This is a genomic window from Streptomyces sp. MAR4 CNX-425 (assembly GCF_048656465.1).
Classification (GTDB): domain Bacteria; phylum Actinomycetota; class Actinomycetes; order Streptomycetales; family Streptomycetaceae; genus Streptomyces.
This window is the reverse complement of the sequence record NZ_JBMDLF010000002.1, coordinates 406,297-424,928: the sequence shown is the minus strand read 5'-3', so window position 1 is coordinate 424,928 and position 18,632 is coordinate 406,297. Positions and strand designations below refer to the sequence as shown.

Genomic DNA, 18,632 nt, shown 5'->3' with positions numbered 1-18,632 from the left:
GCGGCGCGGCTAGTGGGCGCCCGCGCCGGTCAGGGAGCGGACCTCCAGCTCCGCGTACTTCTTCCCGGTGGCGTCCTCGTCCTTGGACAGGATCGAGCCGAGCCAGCCGAGGAGGAAGCCGGCCGGGATGGAGATCAGCCCCGGGTTCTCCAGCGGGAACCACTGGAAGTCCACCCCGGGCCACATGCTCTTCTCCTCGCCGGACACCACCGGCGAGAACAGCACCAGGAAGACCGAGATGAACAGGCCGCCGTAGATCGACCACAGCGCGCCCCGGGTGGTGAACCGCTTCCAGAACAGGCTGTAGAGGATCGTCGGCAGGTTCGCCGACGCCGCCACCGCGAACGCCAGCGCCACCAGGCCGGCGACGTTGAGGCTGCCCGCGAAGACGCCCAGCAGGATGGCGACCGCACCGATCGCGATGGCGGCGATCCGGGCCGCGGCGACCTCCTCCTTCTCGGTGGCCTTGCCCTTGCGGATGACGTTCGCGTACAGGTCGTGCGCGAACGACGACGACGAGGCCAGCGTCAGCCCGGCGACGACCGCGAGGATGGTGGCGAACGCGACCGCGGAGATCAGCGCCAGCAGGATCGCCCCGCCGGTGGATCCCGATCCGCCGCCGATCTCCTCCGCCAGCAGTGGTGCCGCCGTATTGCCCGCCGGATTGGACTCGATGATCGTCTCTTGTTTGATCAGCGCCGCGGCGCCGAAGCCCAGCGCGATCGTCATCAGGTAGAAGCCGCCGATGATGCCGATCGCCCAGAGCACGGACTTGCGCGCGGTCTGCGCGGTGGGCACGGTGTAGAAGCGGATCAGGATGTGCGGCAGACCGGCGGTGCCCAGCACCAGCGCGATGCCCAGCGAGATGAAGTCGATCTTCGAGGTGGTGTCCACCCCGTACTTCAGCCCCGGCTCCAGGAACGCCGAGCCCTTGCCGGAGTTGTCCGCGGCGGCGCCCAGCAGCTGCGAGATGTTGAAGTCGAACTTCGCCAGCACCAGTATCGTGATCAGCAGCGTGCCCAGGATCAGCAGCACGGCCTTGATGATCTGCACCCAGGTGGTGCCCTTCATGCCGCCGACGGTCACGTAGACGATCATCACCAGGCCCACGAGCACCACGATGAGGTTCTTGCCGGCCTCGCCGGTGATCCCCAGCAGCAGGGCGACCAGCGCGCCGGCGCCGACCATCTGCGCCAGCAGGTAGAAGATCGAGACGACGATCGTCGACACCCCGGCCGCGGTGCGTACGGGACGCTGCCGCATCCGGTACGCCAGCACGTCGCCCATGGTGAACCGGCCCGAGTTGCGCAGCGGTTCGGCGACCAGCAGCAGCGCGACCAGCCAGGCCACGAGGAAGCCGATGGAGTACAGGAACCCGTCGTAGCCCGACAGCGCGATGGCGCCGGCGATGCCCAGGAAGGAGGCCGCGGACATGTAGTCCCCGGAGATCGCCAGCCCGTTCTGGAAGCCGGTGAACGAACGGCCGCCCGCGTAGAAGTCGGTGGCGTCCTTCGTCTTGCGCCCCGCCCACACGGTCACCGCCAGGGTGAACGCGACGAACACCGAGAACAGCGTGACGATCAGCGTGCGGTGCTCACCCGGCTCCGACTGGGCGAGCACCTGCACGGCGCTCGTGGTGGCGCCCGTCATTTCCCGACCTCCGTGCTGTTGCCGGACAGGCGGCCCTCGACCTCGGCCTTGAGACGCTCGGACTGCGGGTCGAGCTTCGCGGCGGCGTGCCGCGCGTACCACCAGGCGATCGCGAAGGTGGTGGCGAACTGCAGGACGCCCAGCACGAACGCCACGTTGATGTTGCCGACGACCTCGGTGCCCATGAAGCCGCCCGCGTAGTTGGACAGCAGCACGTACAGCAGGTACCAGGCAATGAATCCGACGGTCAGCGGAAACGCGAACGAACGGTGCGTGCGCCGCAGCTCCCCGAACTCCTCGCTCTGCTGTACGTCCTCGTACACGTCCGGCGGCCTGCCGGTCGGGGGTGTGCTGCTCATCGCGGCCTCCATGGGGCGCCTCGGGGGACGGGGGTGTCCGGACGGGCCGGGCGCGGCAACCGTAGAAGCGGGTGCGCCGCGGCGCGAGCCGCCGCGCGGCGGTGGTGCCGTGAACGGCGGCGCGGATGCGCCGAGCGGTAGCGGCGGCACGACGAGCGGTAGACGAGCGGGCGGGGCCGCTGCCCGGCGGGGGCCGGGTCTGCGGGCGGGTCTGCGGGCGGGGTCTGCGGGCCGGGTCTGTTGCGGGGGCGCGGGCGAGTCGGGGCGGGTCCGGGGACCGGGCCGGGCCGCCGGGACCGCCGGGCGCGTCAGCCCGTCGTACGGCCCGGGCGGCGCGGCAGGTCCAGCGACTCCGGCGCGTGCAGCCGCAGCAGGGCGTGTGCCGTACCGCTGGGCACGCTGCGCCGCGTCAGCCACGACACCCCCACCATCACCGCGAACGCCAGCGGCACCGTCCACGCCGCCGGCCGCATCAGCAACGCCCCCGGCCAGCCGCCGAGCTGCACCCCGAACATCGTCGCCGCCACCGTCACCAGCGCCGCCCCGCCGCCGGTGAACAGCCCGGCCGCCGCGCCCTGCGGCGTCAGCCCGCGCCACCAGATGCCGAGCAGCAGCAGCGGGCAGAACGACGAGGCCGCCACCGCGAACGCCAGCCCCACCACGTCCGCGACCGGCCGCTCCACCACCACCAGCGACAGCACGCACGGCACCGCCGCCGCGGCCACCCCCGCCAGCCGCAGCCGCCGCACGGTCGCCCGCACCTCCGCCCGCGCGTCGGCCGCCTTGCCCGGCGAGGCGGTCGCCCGCCGCGCCCGTCTGCGCTCCAGCTCCTGCCCCAGCACCCCCGCCACCGACATGGTCAGGCCGGAGGCCGTGGACAGGAACGCCGCGAACGCGCCGGCGGTCAGCAGGGTGCCGAGGGCCGCGGCCCCCGGGCCGCCGCCGAGCAGCCGGTCGGGGAGCAGCAGCAGGGTGGCGTCCGTGCGGCCGGTCATGAGGAGCTCGGGGGTGTACAGGCGGCCGAGGGCGCCGTAGAGCGGCGGCAGCAGGTAGAAGGCGGCCAGCAGCCACAGCACGGTCCAGGTGGTGCGGCGGGCGGCCGCGCCGTCGGGGTTGGTGTAGAAGCGGACGATGACGTGCGGCAGGCCCATCGTGCCCAGGAGGGTGGCGATGAGCAGCGAGTACGTGCCGTAGCCGGGGTGCTCCGTACCGGACAGCGGGCGTGTCCAGTTCAGGCCGTCGACGGGCTCCTCGTCCACCGGGTGCGGCACGTCGGCGCCCGCCGGGAACGTCACCCGGGTCTCCGCGCCGATCGCGTGCTCGCCGCCGCCGAGCCGCACCCGCTCGCCGTCCAGCCGCTCGCCGTCGAGCCGGCCGCGCACCGTGACCCGTACCGGCTCCTCGACCCGCACGTCGATCGCCTGGTGCACGGTCACCGTCGTGGTGTCGCGGAACCGCGGCGGCGCGTCGGCGTCCGGCCACGGGGCGCCGTCCGCGCGCCAGGCGAGCAGCAGGAAGATCACCGGCACCGCGAGCGCCGTCAGCTTCAGCCAGTACTGGAACGCCTGCACCGCCGTCACGCTGCGCATCCCGCCGGAGGCGACCGTGGTCATCACCACCGCCGCCACGGCCACCGGGCCGACCCACAGCGGCGCGCCCGTCACGGTGCGCAGGGTCAGCCCGGCGCCCTGCAACTGCGGCAGCAGATAGAGCCAGCCGATGAGGACGACCAGCACCGAGGCGATCTGCCGCACCCGGGCCGACTGGAGCCGTGCCTCGGCGAAGTCCGGCACGGTGTACGCGCCGGAGCGGCGCATCGGCGCGGCGACGAAGGCGAGCAGCACCAGGTAGCCGGCGGTGTAGCCGACGCCGTACCAGAGCATGTCGGCGCCGTACGCGAGCACCAGGCCGGCGATGCCGAGGAAGGACGCGGCCGACAGGTACTCGCCGCCGATGGCGGAGGCGTTGCGCAGCGGCGTCACGGCGCGGGAGGCGACGTAGAAGTCGGAGGTGGCGCGGCCGGGGCGCAGCCCGTACACGCCGAACAGGGCCGTGGCGACGCAGACGACGGCCACGGCGACGGCGGGCTGGACGGTGTTCACGTGCCGTGCCCGGTGACCACCGCTGCTCCGGGCGCTGCCACGACCGCCGTCACGACCGCTCGACGAGGTCCGCGAACTCGGCCTCGTTCTTGCGCGCCTGGCGCTGGTACACCCACGCCAGCGCGAGGATCACCGGGTGCACCGCGACCCCGATCACCAGCCAGGGCAGGGGCACGCCGGCCACGGTGGTGTCGCGCACGCCCGGCTCGGTCGCCAGCAGCACCGGCAGCAGCCCGAGGACGACGGCGAGCGTGCCGACGACGAGGGCCGCGAGGCGCAGTTGGGTGCGTATCAGGGAGCGCAGGTACACGTCGCCGAGCGGGGTCTGCCGGCCGAGGTCGTCGGCGACGAGGGCGCGGCTGCCGGGCAGCGGGTGGGAGCTGCGGGCCGCGAGGGTGCGCGGGTGGGCGACGGTCACCCGCGGCGGCGGGCCGGCGGGCCCGGGCGCGGCGGCGCCCTCCGCGGCAGCGCCCTCCGCGGTGGGGCCCGTGGGCGCGGCACCCGCGGGTGCGGAGGTCCCCCGGTCGTCCGTCACCCCGACACCGCCGCCGTCGGCGGATGCCGGACCAGCATCTCGCGGACCTGCCGGGTGTGCCGCCGGCTGACCGGCAGCACGTGCCCGCCGAGGACGACGTACGTACGCCCCGCCTCCATCCGCAGCTCGCGCACGTGGTGCAGGGCGACGAGGTGGCTGCGGTGGATGCGTACGAACCCGGCCGCGCCCCACCGCTCCTCCAGCGTCGCGAGCGGGATGCGCACGAGGTGGCTGCCGCCGCCGGTGTGCAGCCGCGCGTAGTCGCCCTGGGCCTCGGCGTAGAGGACCTCGCGGCGCTGGACGAAGCGGGTCACGCCGGCGAGCTCGACGCTGATGACCTCGTCCGGCACCGCCGCGCGCTCCGGCGGCGCGGCGCCCGGCTCCGGCGGCTCGCGCACCCCGGGCGCCTCGGGCGGCTCCCCCGGCACCGGCTCCGCGGCCGACTCGGCGCACCGCCGCACCGCCTCGGCGAGCCGCTCCGGCGCGACCGGCTTCAGCACGTAGTCCGCGGCGCGCAGCGCGAACGCCTCCACCGCGTGGTCCTCGTGCGCGGTGACGAACACCACCCGCGGCGGGTGCGCGAAGCGGGAGATCAGCCGGGCCAGCGCCAGCCCGTCCAGCCCCGGCATGCCGATGTCCAGGAAGACCGCGTCCACCGAACGCCCCGCGGCCAGCGCCCGGTCCAGGGCCAGCAGCGCCTGCTGCCCGTCGCCGGCGGTCTGCACCTCGGCCACCCGCGGGTCGCGGCGGAGCAGGTACGCCAGCTCCACCAGGGCTGGCTCCTCGTCGTCGACGGCGAGAGTGTGCAGCATGCGGGCACCCTATGCGGGGCGCGGCGGCAGCGGAACCCGTCTCCCGCTCACAGCCCGCCGGGGCCGGACTGCACCGCGTCCGGATGGAACTTCGGCACCCGGACGTGCACCGTCGTCCCGGCGCCGGGGGCGGTCTCGATGACGAGCCCGTAGGCGTCCCCGTACACCTGCCGCAGCCGCTCGTCGACGTTCCGCAGCCCGATGCCCGGCGCCCGCGGCGCGTCCCCCGCCAGCTCGGCCAGCTCCGCCAGGTCCCCGGCGAGGGTGCGGGCCAGGGCCTCCGGCTCCATGCCCGCGCCGTCGTCCTCGACGCTGATCAGCGCCTCGCTGCCGCCGTCCGCCGCGGTGATGGTGAGCCGGCCCGGGCCCGGCTTCTTCTCCAGCCCGTGCCGTACGGCGTTCTCCACGAGCGGCTGGAGGCACAGGAACGGCACCACCACGCTCAGCACCTCCGGCGCCACGCGCAGCGAGACCTCCAGCCGGCCGCCGAAGCGGGCGCGCTCCAGCAGCAGGTAGCGGTCGATGCAGCGCAGCTCCTCGGAGAGCGAGGTGAAGTCGCCGTGCCGGCGGAAGGAGTAGCGGGTGAACTCGGCGAACTCCACGATCAGCTCGCGGGCCCGCTCCGGGTCGGTGCGCACGAAGGAGGCGACGGTGGACAGGGAGTTGTAGATGAAGTGCGGGGAGATCTGCGCGCGCAGCGCCCGCAGCTCCGCCTCGCTGGCCGCGGCCCGGGAGCTGTCCAGCTCGGCCAGCTCCAGCTGCGCGGAGACCCAGCGGGCCACCTCGGAGGCGGCGCGCACCAGGCCCGCGGACGGCTGGGAGGTGAAGACGGCGAGGACGCCGTCGATCCGGCCGGCGGCCGTCAGCGGCACCGCGACCGCGTGCCGCAGCGGGCAGTCCGGCCAGGTGCACGCCACCTCGCGGGGGCCGATGACCTGCGTACGGCCGCTGTCGGTCACCTGCGCCGCGGCGCCCGGGACGGCCTCGGAGTGGTCGTGGCCCGGCCTGCCCTCGGGGCCGTCCCAGGCCAGCAGCTCGCCCTTGCCGTCGGCGAGCGCGAGCGCGGGCGCGCCGAGCAGGGCGCGCAGGTGCGGGGCGGCGCGGTGGGCGCTGTCGTCGGTGAGGCCGGCGCGCAGCGGGGGCGCGGCGAGGGAGGCGGTGTGCAGGGTCTCGTACGCGGCGCGCTCCTGCGGCGTGCCGTACTGCCGGTTGCGCGCGACGTACACGCCGATGAGCGCCGCGGCGGCGCAGAGCACCACGACGGCGCCGAGCAGCAGCGCGGCGGTCGCGGCCGACATCCCGGGCATGGACGGACGCTACCGCGCCGGGGCCGGTCGGCGGCAGCCCGCGGCGGCAGCGGCGGCCGGTGGCGGCAGCGGCGGACGGGGGGGACGGGCGGCGGACGGGGGAGCGGGGGCGGCCGGCGGGTCAGCCGGAGGTGCCCGCCGCGGAGCGCGGCAGCACGTTCGCGACGTAGTCGGCGACCGCGGCCTCCAGCCCCACGTCGTGCTCCGCCTGCTCGGCCAGCAGCCACCGGTGCTCCAGCACCTCGTGGTACACCTGCGCCGGGTCCAGCTGCCCGCGCAGCTCCAGCGGCACCGCGCGCACCGTCGGCCGGAACACCTCCCGCACCCAGCGGTGCGCCAGCACCTCCGGCCGGGCCCCGAGGGGGTCGCCGGGCGCGTAGTCGTCCTGGGTGGCCATCCAGCCCTCCAGGTCGTTGAGCAGCCGGCGGGCCTGGTTCTCCTCGGTGTCCATGCCGGTCAGCCGCAGCAGCTGGCGCTGGTGGTGCCCGGCGTCCACGACCTTGGGCACGAACGAGACGGTGTCGCCGCCCGGCGAGTGCGTGATCTGCATCTCGGCGACGTCGAAGCCGAGGTCGTGCAGGCGGCGGATGCGGCGCTCGATGTAGTGCCGCTTGTCGGCGGGGTAGACCGACTCGCGGGTCAGCTCGTGCCACAGGTCGCCGTACCGCCCGGCGATGGCCGCGCCGAACGGGATCGGGTCGATCGACGGGTGCAGCGCCCCGGAGGCCTCCAGGTCCATCAGCTCGCCCGAGATGTTCATGCGGGCCAGCTCGATGTCGTACTCCCGCTGGCCGTGGCTCAGCCGCGGCTGGATCTGCCCGGTCTCGGCGTCCACCAGGTACGCGGCGTACGCGCCGGCGTCCCGGCGGAAGAGCGTGTTGGACAGCGAGCAGTCGCCCCAGGCGAAGCCCGCCAGGTGCAGCCGCACGAGCAGCACGGCCAGCGCGTCCATCAGCCGGTTCACCGTGCCCGGGCGCAGCGTCGTCTCGAACATCGCCCGGTACGGCCGGGAGCCCACCAGGTGCCGGGTGACCAGCGCGGGCTCCAGCGCCTCGCCGTCGGGCCCGGTGCGCCCGGTGACGACCGCGAGGGCGTCCACGGCGGGGATGCCGAGCCGGTCGAGGTCGCGCAGCAGCTCGTACTCCCGGCGCGCGGCGCGCTCCGGGACCTCCTTGATCGCCACCACCTCGGCGCCGGCCTCGGCGAAGCGCACCACGTGCCGCGAGATGCCGCGCGGCAGGTCCACCAGGCAGCTCTCCGGCCAGGCGTCGAGCGGCAGCTCCCACGGCAGGTCGAGCAGCGCGGCGGGGTGCTCCGGGTTGGTGGCGCTGATCTGCAGCTCCGGGCGCACGGCGGGCCTCCTTCGTCGTCCGCTGTCCATCATGCGGGGCCGGTCGCGGCGGCGAGGAACTGGGTGGTGGCCAGCTCGGCGTAGAGCGGGTCGCCGGCGACCAGCTCGGCGTGCGTGCCCACGGCCCGCACCCGGCCCGCGTCCATCACCACGATCCGGTCGGCGCTGGTGACGGTAGACAGCCGGTGCGCGACGACGAGCACCGTGGTGCCGCGCGCCACCTCCGCGACGGTGTCGCGCAGGGCCGCCTCGTTGACCGCGTCCAGCTGCGACGTGGCCTCGTCGAGCAGCAGCAGCCGGGGCCGGCGCAGCAGCGCGCGGGCGATCGCGACGCGCTGGCGCTCGCCGCCGGACAGCCTGGTGCCGCGGTGCCCGACCAGGGTGTCCAGGCCGTCCGGCAGCCGGGCCACCAGACCGTCGAGCCGGGTGGTCTTCAGCACCGCCCGCACGTCGTCCGCGCCGGCCGCCGCGTTGCCGAGGAGCAGGTTGTCGGCGAGCGAGCCGGAGAGCACGGGGGCGTCCTGCTCCACGTACCCGATCGCGGCGCGCAGCTCGGGTATCGGGTAGCGGGTGACGTCGGTGCCGTCGAGGAGTATCCGCCCGGCGGTCGGCTCGTAGAACCGCTCGATCAGCGAGAAGACGGTCGTCTTGCCCGCCCCCGAAGGGCCGACGAACGCCGTCATGCCGCGCGGCGGCACCCGGAAGCTGACGCCGTGGTGCACGTACGGCAGGTCGTCGGCGTACCGGAAGCGGACGTCCTCGAACGCCAGCGCCGCCGGCTCGGCGCCCGGCTCCGGCAGCGCCGCCGGCTCCGCGACGGGCTCGGCCGGCAGCTGCTGCGCCTCGCGGATGCGCTGGAGCGCGGCGGCCCCGGACTGGTACTGCGCGACCGCGCCCACGACCTGCTGGATCGGCGACATCAGATAGAACACGTAGAGCAGGAACGCGACCAGGGTGCCGACGTCGATCGACCCGGTCGCCACCCGGGCGCCGCCCACCGCCAGCACGGTGATGAACGCGACCTGCATGGACAGCCCCGCCGTGTTCCCGGCCAGCGCCGACCACTTGGCAGCCCGGACGCTCTGCCGCCACGACTCCTCCGCCGCGGCGTGCACCGCCCGCTCCTCGCGGTGCTCGGCGCCCGACGCCTTGACCGTGCGCAGCGCGCCGAGCACCCGCTCCAGCGCCGCGCCCATCAGGCCCACGGACTCCGCCGCCCGTTTCGCCGCCCGGTTGATGCGCGGCACGATCACGCCGATCACCGTGCCGGCGGCGCCGATCACCCCGGCGGTCACCGCGAGCAGCACCGGGTCCACGACGCCCATCAGCACCAGCGTCGCCACGGCGGTCAGCCCGCCGGTGCCGAGCCCGACGAGGGTGTCGGTGGTGACCTCGCGCAGCAGCGTGGAGTCGGACGTCACCCGGGCCATCAGGTCCCCGGGCTCCGTGCGGTCCACGGCGGCGATGCGCAGCCGCAGCAGATACGAGCTGAGCCGGCGCCGCGCCGTCAGCACCACCGACTCGGCGGTGCGCCGCAGCACGTACGAACCCAGCGCCCCGACCCCGGCGTTGGCGACCACCAGCACCGACATCACCACCAGCGCCCCGGTGATGGACCGGTCCTCGGACAGGTCGTCGATGAGCGACCGCGCCACCAGCGGCAGCGCCAGCCCGGTCGCCCCCGTCGCCAGCGACAGCAGCGCGCCGGCGAGCAGCGCCCAGCGGTGCGGACGCGCGTAGGCGAGGAGCATCCGCCAGGGCGGCATGCCTGCTTCGGGGGTCTCGTCCACGGCCACTTCGCACCTCCGGCGATCTCACCGAGATCCTACGGCGCCGCAACGACGGTGCCGGAAGTTGTCCACAGGCCCCGCGGCGGCCCGCCGGCCTCCGGCCGACACACCCGGCCCCGGGCCCGGGTGTCAGCCCGCGGCGTAGATGTCGTTGTAGTGGCCCAGCGCCCGGCGCCGCAGCTCCCCGGCCGGCTCGCCGGCGAAGCGGTCCGGCGCCAGCGCCGCCGGGCCCGGCTCGCCGCCGTCGATCGCCTCCGCGAGCGCCGCCGCCGCGCCCGCGGCGTGCGTCACCCAGACCGCCGTCGCCGACCACAGCCCGGGCAGCCCCTCGAACGGGCCGAGCAGCGGCATGTTGTCCGGCGTCACCGAGAACACCCCGTTCAGGCGGACGTCGGGCGCGAAGCGGTGCGCGGGCGGCAGCAGGGCGAGCGCGGCGGCCACGGCGCCGTCGAACTGCCCGCCCGGCCAGGGCTCCTCCGCCCGCACCCCGAGGTCCGCGGGCGCCACCGGCCGCGGTTCGTGGGCGTACGTGCCGATGCCGTCCCGGTCGCCGTGGTCGCGGGCGTAGACGTGGCGCCCGGGCCAGCGGACGAACGGCCCCCGCGGGTGCCGCGCCGGCCGCGGCCCGCCGTAGACGTACGGGTGCGACACCGGCGTCAGCGGCAGCTCCACGCCCGCCCGCGCGGCGAGGAGCGGGCCCCAGACGCCGGAGGCGAGCACCGTGTCGTCGGACGGCACCAGGGTGCCGTCGGCCAGCCACACGCCGTGCACCCGCCCGGCGCGTATCTCCAGGCCCGTCGCCTCCGTGCCGTCCGCGAACTCCGCGCCCGCCGCCTCCGCGAGGCGCCGCTGCGCGGCGGTCAGCAGCCCGGCGCGCGCGGTGCCGTCGCCGGGGAAGTGCAGCCCGGCCACGGCCGTCGCGGGGTCGACGAGCCGCGGCGCCAGCGCGGCGGCCTCCCCGGCGTCCACCAGCCGCGCGGCCAGGCCGGCTTCGCGGGCCAGGGCGGCGCGCCTGCGCAGCGTGCCGTACGCCGCGGGTGAGGTGGCGACCTCCAGGCAGCCGGTCTCCTCGAAGCCGGCGCCGCCGCCCGGCCGGGCGCGGCCGGGCGCGTCGTCGCCGAGACTCCGGTAGATCCGGACGGTGGCGCGGGCCAGCTCCGTGAGGACGGGGGTCTCGCCGAGCACGCCGATGTAGCCGGGTGCGTGGCCCGTGGACCCGTGGAGCCGGCCGGCGGGGGAGCGGTCGAGGACCGTGACCTGGCACCCGTCCCGCCCGGCGAGCTCCCGGGCCAGCGACGAGCCGACGATTCCGGCCCCGACGATCACGATACGGCGCGTCATGCGGTGATCGGACCACGGCTCCCGCGCGGACGGCAACGCCGTCTCATCACCCGGGCACCCCGGCGGGGCCCGCTGTCACATCGGGCGCGCTTGGCTGGTCACGGTGGTGACGCGGTGAACGGAGGAAGGCCCCGATGGACGAGCACGATTTCCTGGCCCGGCGCTTCGAGGAGCAGCGCGCGCACCTGCGCGCGGTGGCCCACCGGGTGCTGGGATCGGCCGGCCAGGCCGAGGAAGCCGTCCAGGAGGCATGGCTGCGGGTGAGCGGCGCGGGACCGGACGGGGTGGAGAGTTTCGGCGGCTGGCTGCGGACCGTCGTGGGCCAGGTCTCCCTGGACATCCTCCGGGACCGGGCGGCGCGGGGGGAGGACCCGCTGCACCCGCCGGAGCCGGGCGGCCGGGCGTGCGTGCGCGCGGCGGACGACGACCGCGGCGCGGCCGCGGCCGGGGCGAGGACGACGGACGGGCGCGAGCGGGACCAGGAGGTGTTCCGCGGCGACTCCGTCGGGATCGCGCTGCTCGCCGTGCTCGACTCGATGGCGCCCGCGGAGCGGCTGGCGTTCGTGATGCACGACCTGTTCGCGGTCCCCTACGACGAGATCGCCCCGATCGTGCGCCGCTCGCCCGCCGCGACCCGGCAGCTCGCCGCCCGCGCCCGGCAGCGCATGCGGGGCACCGGGGACGAGGGCGCCGGGGAGGACCGCTGCGACGCGGAGGAGCCCGGCGTACGCGCCTGCCCCCCGGGCGCCGCCGGGACCACGGCCACCGGCCCGTACGACGTCCCCACCGCCCGCTGGCGCGCGGTCGCCGGCGCGTTCCTCACCGCCTCCCGCGAGGAGGACTTCCACACCCTCCTGGGCCTGCTCGCCCCCGACGTGGTGCTCCGCGCGGACGCGACCGCGGTGGCCGCCGGAGCGGCGGAGGAGGTCCGCGGCGCGGTGGCGGTCGCGGAGGTCTTCACCGGACGGCTCCGAGCCGCCCGCCCGGCGCTCGTGGACGGGGCGCCCGGGCTGGTGTGGATGCACCAGGGGCGGCCGAAGATCGCGTTCGCCCTCGCCGTCGCCGCCGGCACGATCGTCGGCATCGAGGTGGTCGCCGACCCGGAGCACCTCGGCCGGCTCGAACTGCGGCCCCTCGACGGCTGAGCCCCCGCCCCGCCCCCCGCCGCACCCGCTGTGACCGCGGGCTTATGCCGTACCCGCGATAATCTGACGCCGGTTCGAAGCGCTGTGACGGCAGGTGCCGCTGATGAGGGTTCTGGTAGTCGACGACCACGCCCAGCTCGCCGACTCGGTGGCGCGGGTGCTGCGCCGGGAGGGCATGGCCGTCGACGTCGTGTACGACGGATCCGGGGTGCTGGAGCGTACGTCGGCCGTCGCCTACGACGTCGTCGTCCTCGACCGCGACCTCCCCGGCGTCCACGGCGACGACGTGTGCCGGGGCCTGGTCTCCCAGCCGCACCACGCCCGCGTGCTGATGCTCACCGCCTCCGGGACGACCGTCGACCGCGTCGAGGGGCTCAACCTCGGCGCCGACGACTACCTCCCGAAGCCCTTCTCCTACGCCGAGCTGGTCGCCCGGCTGCGGGCCCTCGCCCGGCGCGCCCAGCCCGCCGTGCCGCCGGTCCTGGTCCACGGCGACCTCCGGCTCGACGCCGCCCGGCGCCTCGCCACCCGCGCCGGCGAGCGGCTGACGCTCACCCCCAAGGAACTCGCCGTCCTGGAGTGCCTGCTCGCCGCGCAGGGCCGGGTGGTGTCCGCGGAGGAACTGCTCGAACGGGCCTGGGACGAGGCGGCCGACCCGTTCACCACCACCGTGAAGACCACGATCAACCGCCTGCGCACCAAGCTCGGCCCGCCCCCGGTGATCGAGACGGTGCCGCGGAGCGGCTACCGGATTTGAGGTGCGCCCATGGGGCCGTCGCGACCGCATCTGGCCCTCCTGAAACGCGCCGGCGCACTGTCGGCGCGGCTCACGCCCCGCCGGGTCCGGGTCCGCCTCACGCTTCTCTACGGCGCCCTGTTCGTCCTGTCCGGCGCCGTGCTCCTGGCGATCACCTACCTGCTCGTCGCCCGTCCCGCCGGCGCCCTCGTCACGTTCAAGGGCGTACGGGACGGCTCCTCCGGGTCCGCCCGGCCCGAAGCCCGCACCTACCGGCTGGACGAGGACCTCGACCTGCCGGACGGCGGCCTCGGCGAGGAGGTGCGCCGGCACGCGGCCCAGCAGCGGGAGGCGATGCTCGACCGGCTGCTCATGCAGTCCGGGCTCGCCCTCGCCCTCATGTCCGTGCTCGCCATCGGGCTCGGCTGGGTGGTCGCCGGCCGCGTCCTGCGCCCGCTGCGCACCATGACCGGCACCCTCCGCCACATCTCCGCCCGCAACCTGCACGAGCGCCTGGCCGCCGACGGCCCCCCGGACGAGTTGCAGGACCTCGCCGGCACCGTCAACGGGCTGCTCGGCCGGCTGGAGACGGCGCTGGAGTCGCAGCGGAGATTCGTCGCCAACGCCGCCCACGAGCTGCGCACCCCGCTGACCCTGGAGCACGCGCTGCTGGAGGAGTCGCTCATGGACCGCGACGCCACCGTCGAGTCGTTCCGGACCAACTTCGAACGGCTGCTGACCATCAGCAAGCAGCAGGCCACCCTCCTGGAGTCGCTGCTCACCCTCTCCAGCAGCGACCGCGGGCTGACCGGCGCCGAACCCCTCGACCTCGCCGCGCTCACCGGCGAGGTGCTGACCGCCTTCGGCCCGGAGACCGGCCGGCGCGCGCTGACCGTCGCGGCGGCCACCGAACCGGCCCCCCTCGCCGGCGACCCCGCACTCGTCCGCCGCCTGCTGGCCAACCTGCTCGACAACGCCATCGAGTACAACGTCCCCGGCGGCAGCGTCGAGATCGCCACCGGGGTACGGGACAAAGGCGCGTTCCTCTCCGTCCGCAACACCGGCCCTACCGTGCCCCCGGACCAGGTCGAGCGGCTCTTCAACCCCTTCCAGCGACTCCGCCGCGCCGCCGGCGACGGGCATCACGGGCTGGGACTGTCGATCGTGCGCTCCATCGCCACCGCCCACGGCGCCACGCTCAGCGCCGAGGCCGGGGCACGGGGCGGGCTCGCCGTGACCGTCACCTTTCCGGCCCGTACCGGCGAGCCGGGCGACGGCGGCCCGCCCGCCGCGCTCGCGGAACCCGGAAAGGCCCCCGCCCTTTCGTGAAGTTCTCCTGAGGACGAGGAGCGCTGGAGCGCTCGCCGCGGCGCGCTGAACACCGCCGACGGGATCCTCTTCATGGAACTCTTAACAAAGCCGCCTCCGGGGGCCACCGGCGGCCGCTTTCTGTATCCGCCGTGTGACCGCCCCCCGCGTAGAACGTGGGCCATGTCCACCACACACAAACGCGCACGTGCGCAGACCCTCCTCGCCTCCTCCGCCCTCGTCGTCGGCGTCGTGCTGGCGGGGTGCTCCGGCGACTCCGGGGCCGACTCCGCCGACGGCGGCACGTCCGCCTCCCCGGGCGGGATGTTCGACCAGGCGGTCGCGTACGCGCAGTGCATGCGCGACAACGGCGTACCCGGCTTCAAGGACCCGGTGCAGGACACCGGCGGCGTCATGTTCCAGCAGGACCAGGGCGCCATCGACCCGGATTCGGCCGAGTTCAAGGCCGCCGAGGAAGCCTGCCGCGACAAGCAGCCGCAGCGCCAGGGCGGCCCCAACGGCGGCGAGCCCCTGGACTCCGAGAAGGTCGCGGCGTGGGCGGAGTGCATCCGGCAGAACGGCATGCCCGACTTCCCCGACCCGGAGATCGAGGGCAACAGCATGGTCGTCGAGATGGGGGCGGTCGACCCGGAGAAGTTCGAGCCGGCCCGGCAGGCATGCCAGGACAAGTACCCCGGCGGCGGCATGCGGATCGGCGGGGGTATGCGATGACCGGCCGGGAGACGACGGAGGAACCGGCCACCGGCCACCGGTCTCCGGGCGCGCCGGGCCCGGTCGCCGCCGGCGCCCCCGCCGGCGCCGGAACGGCCGGCGACCCCGGCACGGACACCGCCGCCGCGTCCGCCGCCACTGCCGCCACGCCCGCCGCCACGCCCGCCGCCACCGGTGCCGACGCCCCCGCGCCGGCGCCCCGGCGCCGCAGGGCGCGCACGGCGCTGGTCGTCGTGGCCGCGATCGGCGTCGCCGCGGCCGCGGGGCTCGCCGCCACCGGAGCGCTCGGCGGCGAGAACCCCCGGGCGCCCGCGGCCGGCCCGTCCGGCCCCGCCGCGACGGCCCGGGTCGAACGTACGACCCTCACCAGCAGCGAGACCGTGCAGGGCACCCTCGGCTACGGCGACGTCACCACGGTCCAGGCCATCGGACCGCCGGGCGGCGACGCCAGCGCCGACGCCGGCACCGGCGCCCCGGCGCAGAACGGCGCCCCCGAGCCGGACCCCGGCGGCGACGCCGCCGGCGAAGGCGCCGGCATCGTCACCTGGATGCCGGACGAGGGCACCACGATCGAGCGCGGCGACACCGTGTACGCCGTGGACGGCGCCGAGATCCCGCTCTTCTACGGCGAAACCCCGCTCTACCGCACGCTGGCGGACGGCAGCGAGGGCGGCGACGTCGAGATGCTCGAACGCAACCTCGCCAAGCTCGGCTACACCGGGTTCACCGTCGACGCGACGTACACCCCGGGGACCGCCGCCGCGGTGTCCGCCTGGCAGGCGGACACCGGCCGGGAGGAGACCGGCGCCGCCGGGCCCGGCGACGCCGTGACCGCCGACGGCGCCCGCCGCGTCGCCGGCGTGCAGACCTGGCCGGGCGCCCGCGCCGAGGGCGCGGTACTCGACTGGACCGGCACCGAGCGCGTCGTCACCGTGGAGCTGGACGCGCAGTTCGAGGATCTCGTACGCGTCGGCACCCAGGCCGCGATCGAACTGCCCAACGGCACCGCGGTGGACGGCGAGGTGACCGCCATCGGCACCCCGCCCACCGCCGGAAGCCCCGCCTCCGGCGGCGCCGGAGGCGGAGGCGGCGAGGGCGAGGAGGACGAGGCGGCCGCCCTGCCGCTGCGGCTGGAGGTCGCGCGGCAGGACGAACTCGGCCGCTACCAGGCCGCGCCCGTCGACGTCGTGCTCAGCGCCGACACCCGCGAGGACGTCCTCGCGGTGCCGGTCAACGCGCTCGTCGCCCGGCAGGGCGGCGGCTACGCGGTGCAGAAGGTGACCGCCGGCGGCACCGAGTACGTGCCCGTCGAGCTGGGCATGTTCGCGGACGGGCTGGTCGAGGTCTCCGGCGACGGCGTCGCGGAAGGCATGTCCGTGGGGGTACCGAAGTGACCGTCCCGACCCGCCCGGTGGTCGAGCTGACCGGGGTGACCAAGACCTACGGCGACGTCGTCGCGCTCCGCTGTGCCGGCGTCGTCATCCGGCGCGGCGAACTGCTGGCCGTCGTCGGGCCCTCCGGCTCGGGCAAGTCCACCATGCTCAACATCATGGGGACGCTCGACCGCCCCTCCGCCGGCACCGTCCGCATCGACGGACACGACGTCGGCCGGCTCGGCGACCGCGAGCTGTCGGCGCTCCGCGCCGGCACCATCGGCTTCGTCTTCCAGCAGTTCCACCTCGCCCCCGGCGTCCCGGCGCTGGACAACGTCGCCGACGGGCTGCTCTACAGCGGCCGGACCCGCGCCGAGCGGCGCCGGCTCGCCGAGCGGGCCATGCGCCGCGTCGGCCTGGGCCACCGGCTCCACCACGAGCCGCACCGGCTGTCCGGCGGTGAGAAGCAGCGCGTCGCCATCGCCCGCGCGGTCCTCGGCGACCCGCCGCTGCTGCTCGCCGACGAGCCCACCGGCGCGCTCGACTCCCGCTCCGGGGCGGTCGTGATGGAGCTGCTGCACCAGCTCCACGAGGCGGGCACCACCGTCGTCGTCATCACCCACGACCGCGACATCGCCGGCTCCCTGCCCCGCGAGGTCCGCCTCAGGGACGGCGGCATCGAGCACGACTCCGACCCCGCCCCCGACCCCGAGTCCGTCCCCGGCGCCGCCCTCCCGGCGGCCCGGCTCCCCGGGGAGGCCGTCCGATGACCGCCCCGCAGGCGCCGTACGCGACGCGCGAACCCGGCCGCGCCCGTCCGCCCGCGCCGCCCCCCGCGCCGAAGCCGGCCCGGATGCCCGCGGCGGACGTGCTGCGGACCGGCGGCTCCGGGCTGCGCTCGCGGCCCGTACGGGTGTTCCTCTCCGCGCTCGGCATCGCCATCGGCATCGCCGCGATGACCGGCGTCGTCGGCATCTCCACCTCCTCCACCGAGGACCTGGACCGCCGGCTGAACGCGCTCGGCACCAACCTGCTCACCGTCACACCCGGGCAGTCGTTCTCGGGCTCGCGGGCCAGCCTGCCGGAGGAGTCCGTGAGCATGATCGGAGCCATCCCCGACGTCGAGGACGTCTCGGCCGTCGGGCGCACCGACGCCCACGTCTTCCGCAACGACCGCATCCCCGAGGAGCAGACCGGCGGCCTGACCGTCAGCGCGGCCCGCCTCGACCTCCCCGAGTCCGTGGGGCTGCGGGTCACCGACGGCCGCTGGCTCAACGCGGCCGACCGCCGCTACCCCGCCGTCGTCCTCGGCCCCGGGGCCGCCGAGCAGCTGGGCGTGTACGAGGCGGGGCCCGACGCGCAGGTGTGGCTGGGCGGTAGGTGGTTCACGGTCGTGGGCCTCACGGCGTACAACGGGCTGGTGCCCGAGCTGGACTCGGCCGCGCTGGTCGGCTGGGACGTCGCCGAGGACGAGCTGGACTTCGCGGGCAGCCCCACGACGATCTACACCCGCGCCCGGGACGGCGCGGTCGCGGACGTGCAGTCCGTCCTCGGCGCCACCGCCAACCCGGAGAACCCCGGCGAGGCCACCGTCTCCCGCCCCTCCGACGCCCTGGCGGCCAAGGAGGCCACCGACGAGGCGCTCAGCGGCCTGCTGCTGGGCCTCGGCGGGGTGGCGCTGATCGTCGGCGGCGTCGGCGTGGCGAACACCATGGTCATCTCGGTGCTCGAACGCCGCTCCGAGATCGGCCTGCGCCGTTCCCTCGGCGCCACCCGCGGCCAGATCCGCGGCCAGTTCCTCTGCGAGGCGCTGCTGCTGTCCGCGCTCGGCGGCCTCGGCGGCGTGGTGCTGGGCATCGGCGTGACCGCCGGCTACGCGACCTCGCAGGACTGGGCGACGGTGGTGCCGCTGTGGGCGATGGGCGGCGGCATCGGCGCGACGCTCCTCATCGGCGGGCTCGCCGGGTTCTACCCGGCCGTACGCGCCGCCCGGCTGCCGCCCACCGAGGCGCTGGCGAACGCCTGACCCGCCGCCGGCCGCACGGCCCCCGCCGGCGTACGGCGGGGGCCGCGCGGTCCGTGCGGTCCGCG

The 18,632-nt window shown here is 75.8% G+C and carries 16 protein-coding genes; 7 read left to right on the top strand and 9 right to left on the bottom strand.

Annotated features, from left to right (window positions below; translation table 11 throughout):
- Window positions 1-9: 9 nt before the first annotated feature.
- The 9 genes from ACHZ99_RS07160 to ACHZ99_RS07120 all read right to left on the bottom strand — a co-directional run bounded on the left by ACHZ99_RS07160 (window position 10) and on the right by ACHZ99_RS07120 (window position 11,247).
- Complete coding sequence (locus tag ACHZ99_RS07160; protein ID WP_420303529.1) at window positions 10-1,650, bottom strand: cation acetate symporter; 1,641 nt, start codon at window positions 1,648-1,650, stop codon at window positions 10-12.
- Window positions 1,647-2,021 (bottom strand): DUF485 domain-containing protein, encoded by a 375-nt coding sequence (locus ACHZ99_RS07155; protein WP_420303528.1) that lies wholly within the window; start codon window positions 2,019-2,021, stop codon window positions 1,647-1,649. The genes ACHZ99_RS07160 and ACHZ99_RS07155 overlap by 4 nt, the downstream gene beginning before the upstream one ends.
- A gap of 296 nt (window positions 2,022-2,317) precedes the next feature.
- Entirely contained in the window at window positions 2,318-4,111 is a 1,794-nt protein-coding gene (locus tag ACHZ99_RS07150) for a cation acetate symporter (protein ID WP_420303527.1), read from the bottom strand.
- Between the two features lie 49 nt (window positions 4,112-4,160).
- Complete coding sequence (locus tag ACHZ99_RS07145) at window positions 4,161-4,646, bottom strand: hypothetical protein (protein WP_420303526.1); 486 nt, start codon at window positions 4,644-4,646, stop codon at window positions 4,161-4,163.
- Window positions 4,643-5,458, bottom strand: a complete 816-nt coding sequence (locus ACHZ99_RS07140; RefSeq protein ID WP_420303525.1) for a LytR/AlgR family response regulator transcription factor — start codon at window positions 5,456-5,458, stop codon at window positions 4,643-4,645. The genes ACHZ99_RS07145 and ACHZ99_RS07140 overlap by 4 nt, the downstream gene beginning before the upstream one ends.
- Before the next feature lie 47 nt (window positions 5,459-5,505).
- Window positions 5,506-6,756, bottom strand: a complete 1,251-nt coding sequence (locus tag ACHZ99_RS07135) for a sensor histidine kinase (RefSeq protein ID WP_420304007.1) — start codon at window positions 6,754-6,756, stop codon at window positions 5,506-5,508.
- Window positions 6,757-6,886: 130 nt separating this feature from the next.
- Window positions 6,887-8,146: a DUF4032 domain-containing protein gene (locus tag ACHZ99_RS07130; protein WP_420304006.1), complete on the bottom strand. Its 1,260-nt coding sequence runs from the start codon at window positions 8,144-8,146 to the stop codon at window positions 6,887-6,889.
- A complete protein-coding gene (locus ACHZ99_RS07125) occupies window positions 8,146-9,882 on the bottom strand; it encodes an ABC transporter ATP-binding protein (RefSeq protein ID WP_420304005.1) in 1,737 nt (578 codons plus the stop codon). The genes ACHZ99_RS07130 and ACHZ99_RS07125 overlap by 1 nt, the downstream gene beginning before the upstream one ends.
- 153 nt (window positions 9,883-10,035) lie before the next feature.
- Complete coding sequence (locus ACHZ99_RS07120; RefSeq protein ID WP_420303524.1) at window positions 10,036-11,247, bottom strand: NAD(P)/FAD-dependent oxidoreductase; 1,212 nt, start codon at window positions 11,245-11,247, stop codon at window positions 10,036-10,038.
- Window positions 11,248-11,381: 134 nt separating this feature from the next.
- On the opposite strand from ACHZ99_RS07120, the gene ACHZ99_RS07115 reads away from it, so the two are divergent.
- The 7 genes from ACHZ99_RS07115 (at window position 11,382) to ACHZ99_RS07085 (ending at window position 18,567) form a co-directional block, all read left to right on the top strand.
- The gene (locus ACHZ99_RS07115) at window positions 11,382-12,392 is read left to right on the top strand and encodes a sigma factor (protein WP_420303523.1); all 1,011 of its coding nucleotides are present in this window, start codon (window positions 11,382-11,384) and stop codon (window positions 12,390-12,392) included.
- 103 nt (window positions 12,393-12,495) lie between these two features.
- Window positions 12,496-13,149 (top strand): response regulator transcription factor, encoded by a 654-nt coding sequence (locus ACHZ99_RS07110; protein ID WP_420303522.1) that lies wholly within the window; start codon window positions 12,496-12,498, stop codon window positions 13,147-13,149.
- A gap of 9 nt (window positions 13,150-13,158) precedes the next feature.
- A complete protein-coding gene (locus ACHZ99_RS07105) occupies window positions 13,159-14,457 on the top strand; it encodes a sensor histidine kinase (RefSeq protein ID WP_420303521.1) in 1,299 nt (432 codons plus the stop codon).
- A gap of 162 nt (window positions 14,458-14,619) precedes the next feature.
- Window positions 14,620-15,168, top strand: coding sequence for a hypothetical protein (locus tag ACHZ99_RS07100; protein ID WP_420303520.1), 549 nt, complete (start codon window positions 14,620-14,622; stop codon window positions 15,166-15,168).
- The gene (locus ACHZ99_RS07095) at window positions 15,165-16,562 is read left to right on the top strand and encodes a peptidoglycan-binding protein (protein ID WP_420303519.1); all 1,398 of its coding nucleotides are present in this window, start codon (window positions 15,165-15,167) and stop codon (window positions 16,560-16,562) included. The genes ACHZ99_RS07100 and ACHZ99_RS07095 overlap by 4 nt, the downstream gene beginning before the upstream one ends.
- On the top strand, window positions 16,559-17,311 hold the full coding sequence (locus ACHZ99_RS07090) for an ABC transporter ATP-binding protein (protein ID WP_420303518.1): 753 nt from the start codon (window positions 16,559-16,561) through the stop codon (window positions 17,309-17,311). The genes ACHZ99_RS07095 and ACHZ99_RS07090 overlap by 4 nt, the downstream gene beginning before the upstream one ends.
- Complete coding sequence (locus ACHZ99_RS07085) at window positions 17,308-18,567, top strand: ABC transporter permease (RefSeq protein ID WP_420303517.1); 1,260 nt, start codon at window positions 17,308-17,310, stop codon at window positions 18,565-18,567. Before ACHZ99_RS07090 ends, ACHZ99_RS07085 begins: the two co-directional genes overlap by 4 nt.
- The last annotated feature ends 65 nt before the right edge of the window (window positions 18,568-18,632 follow it).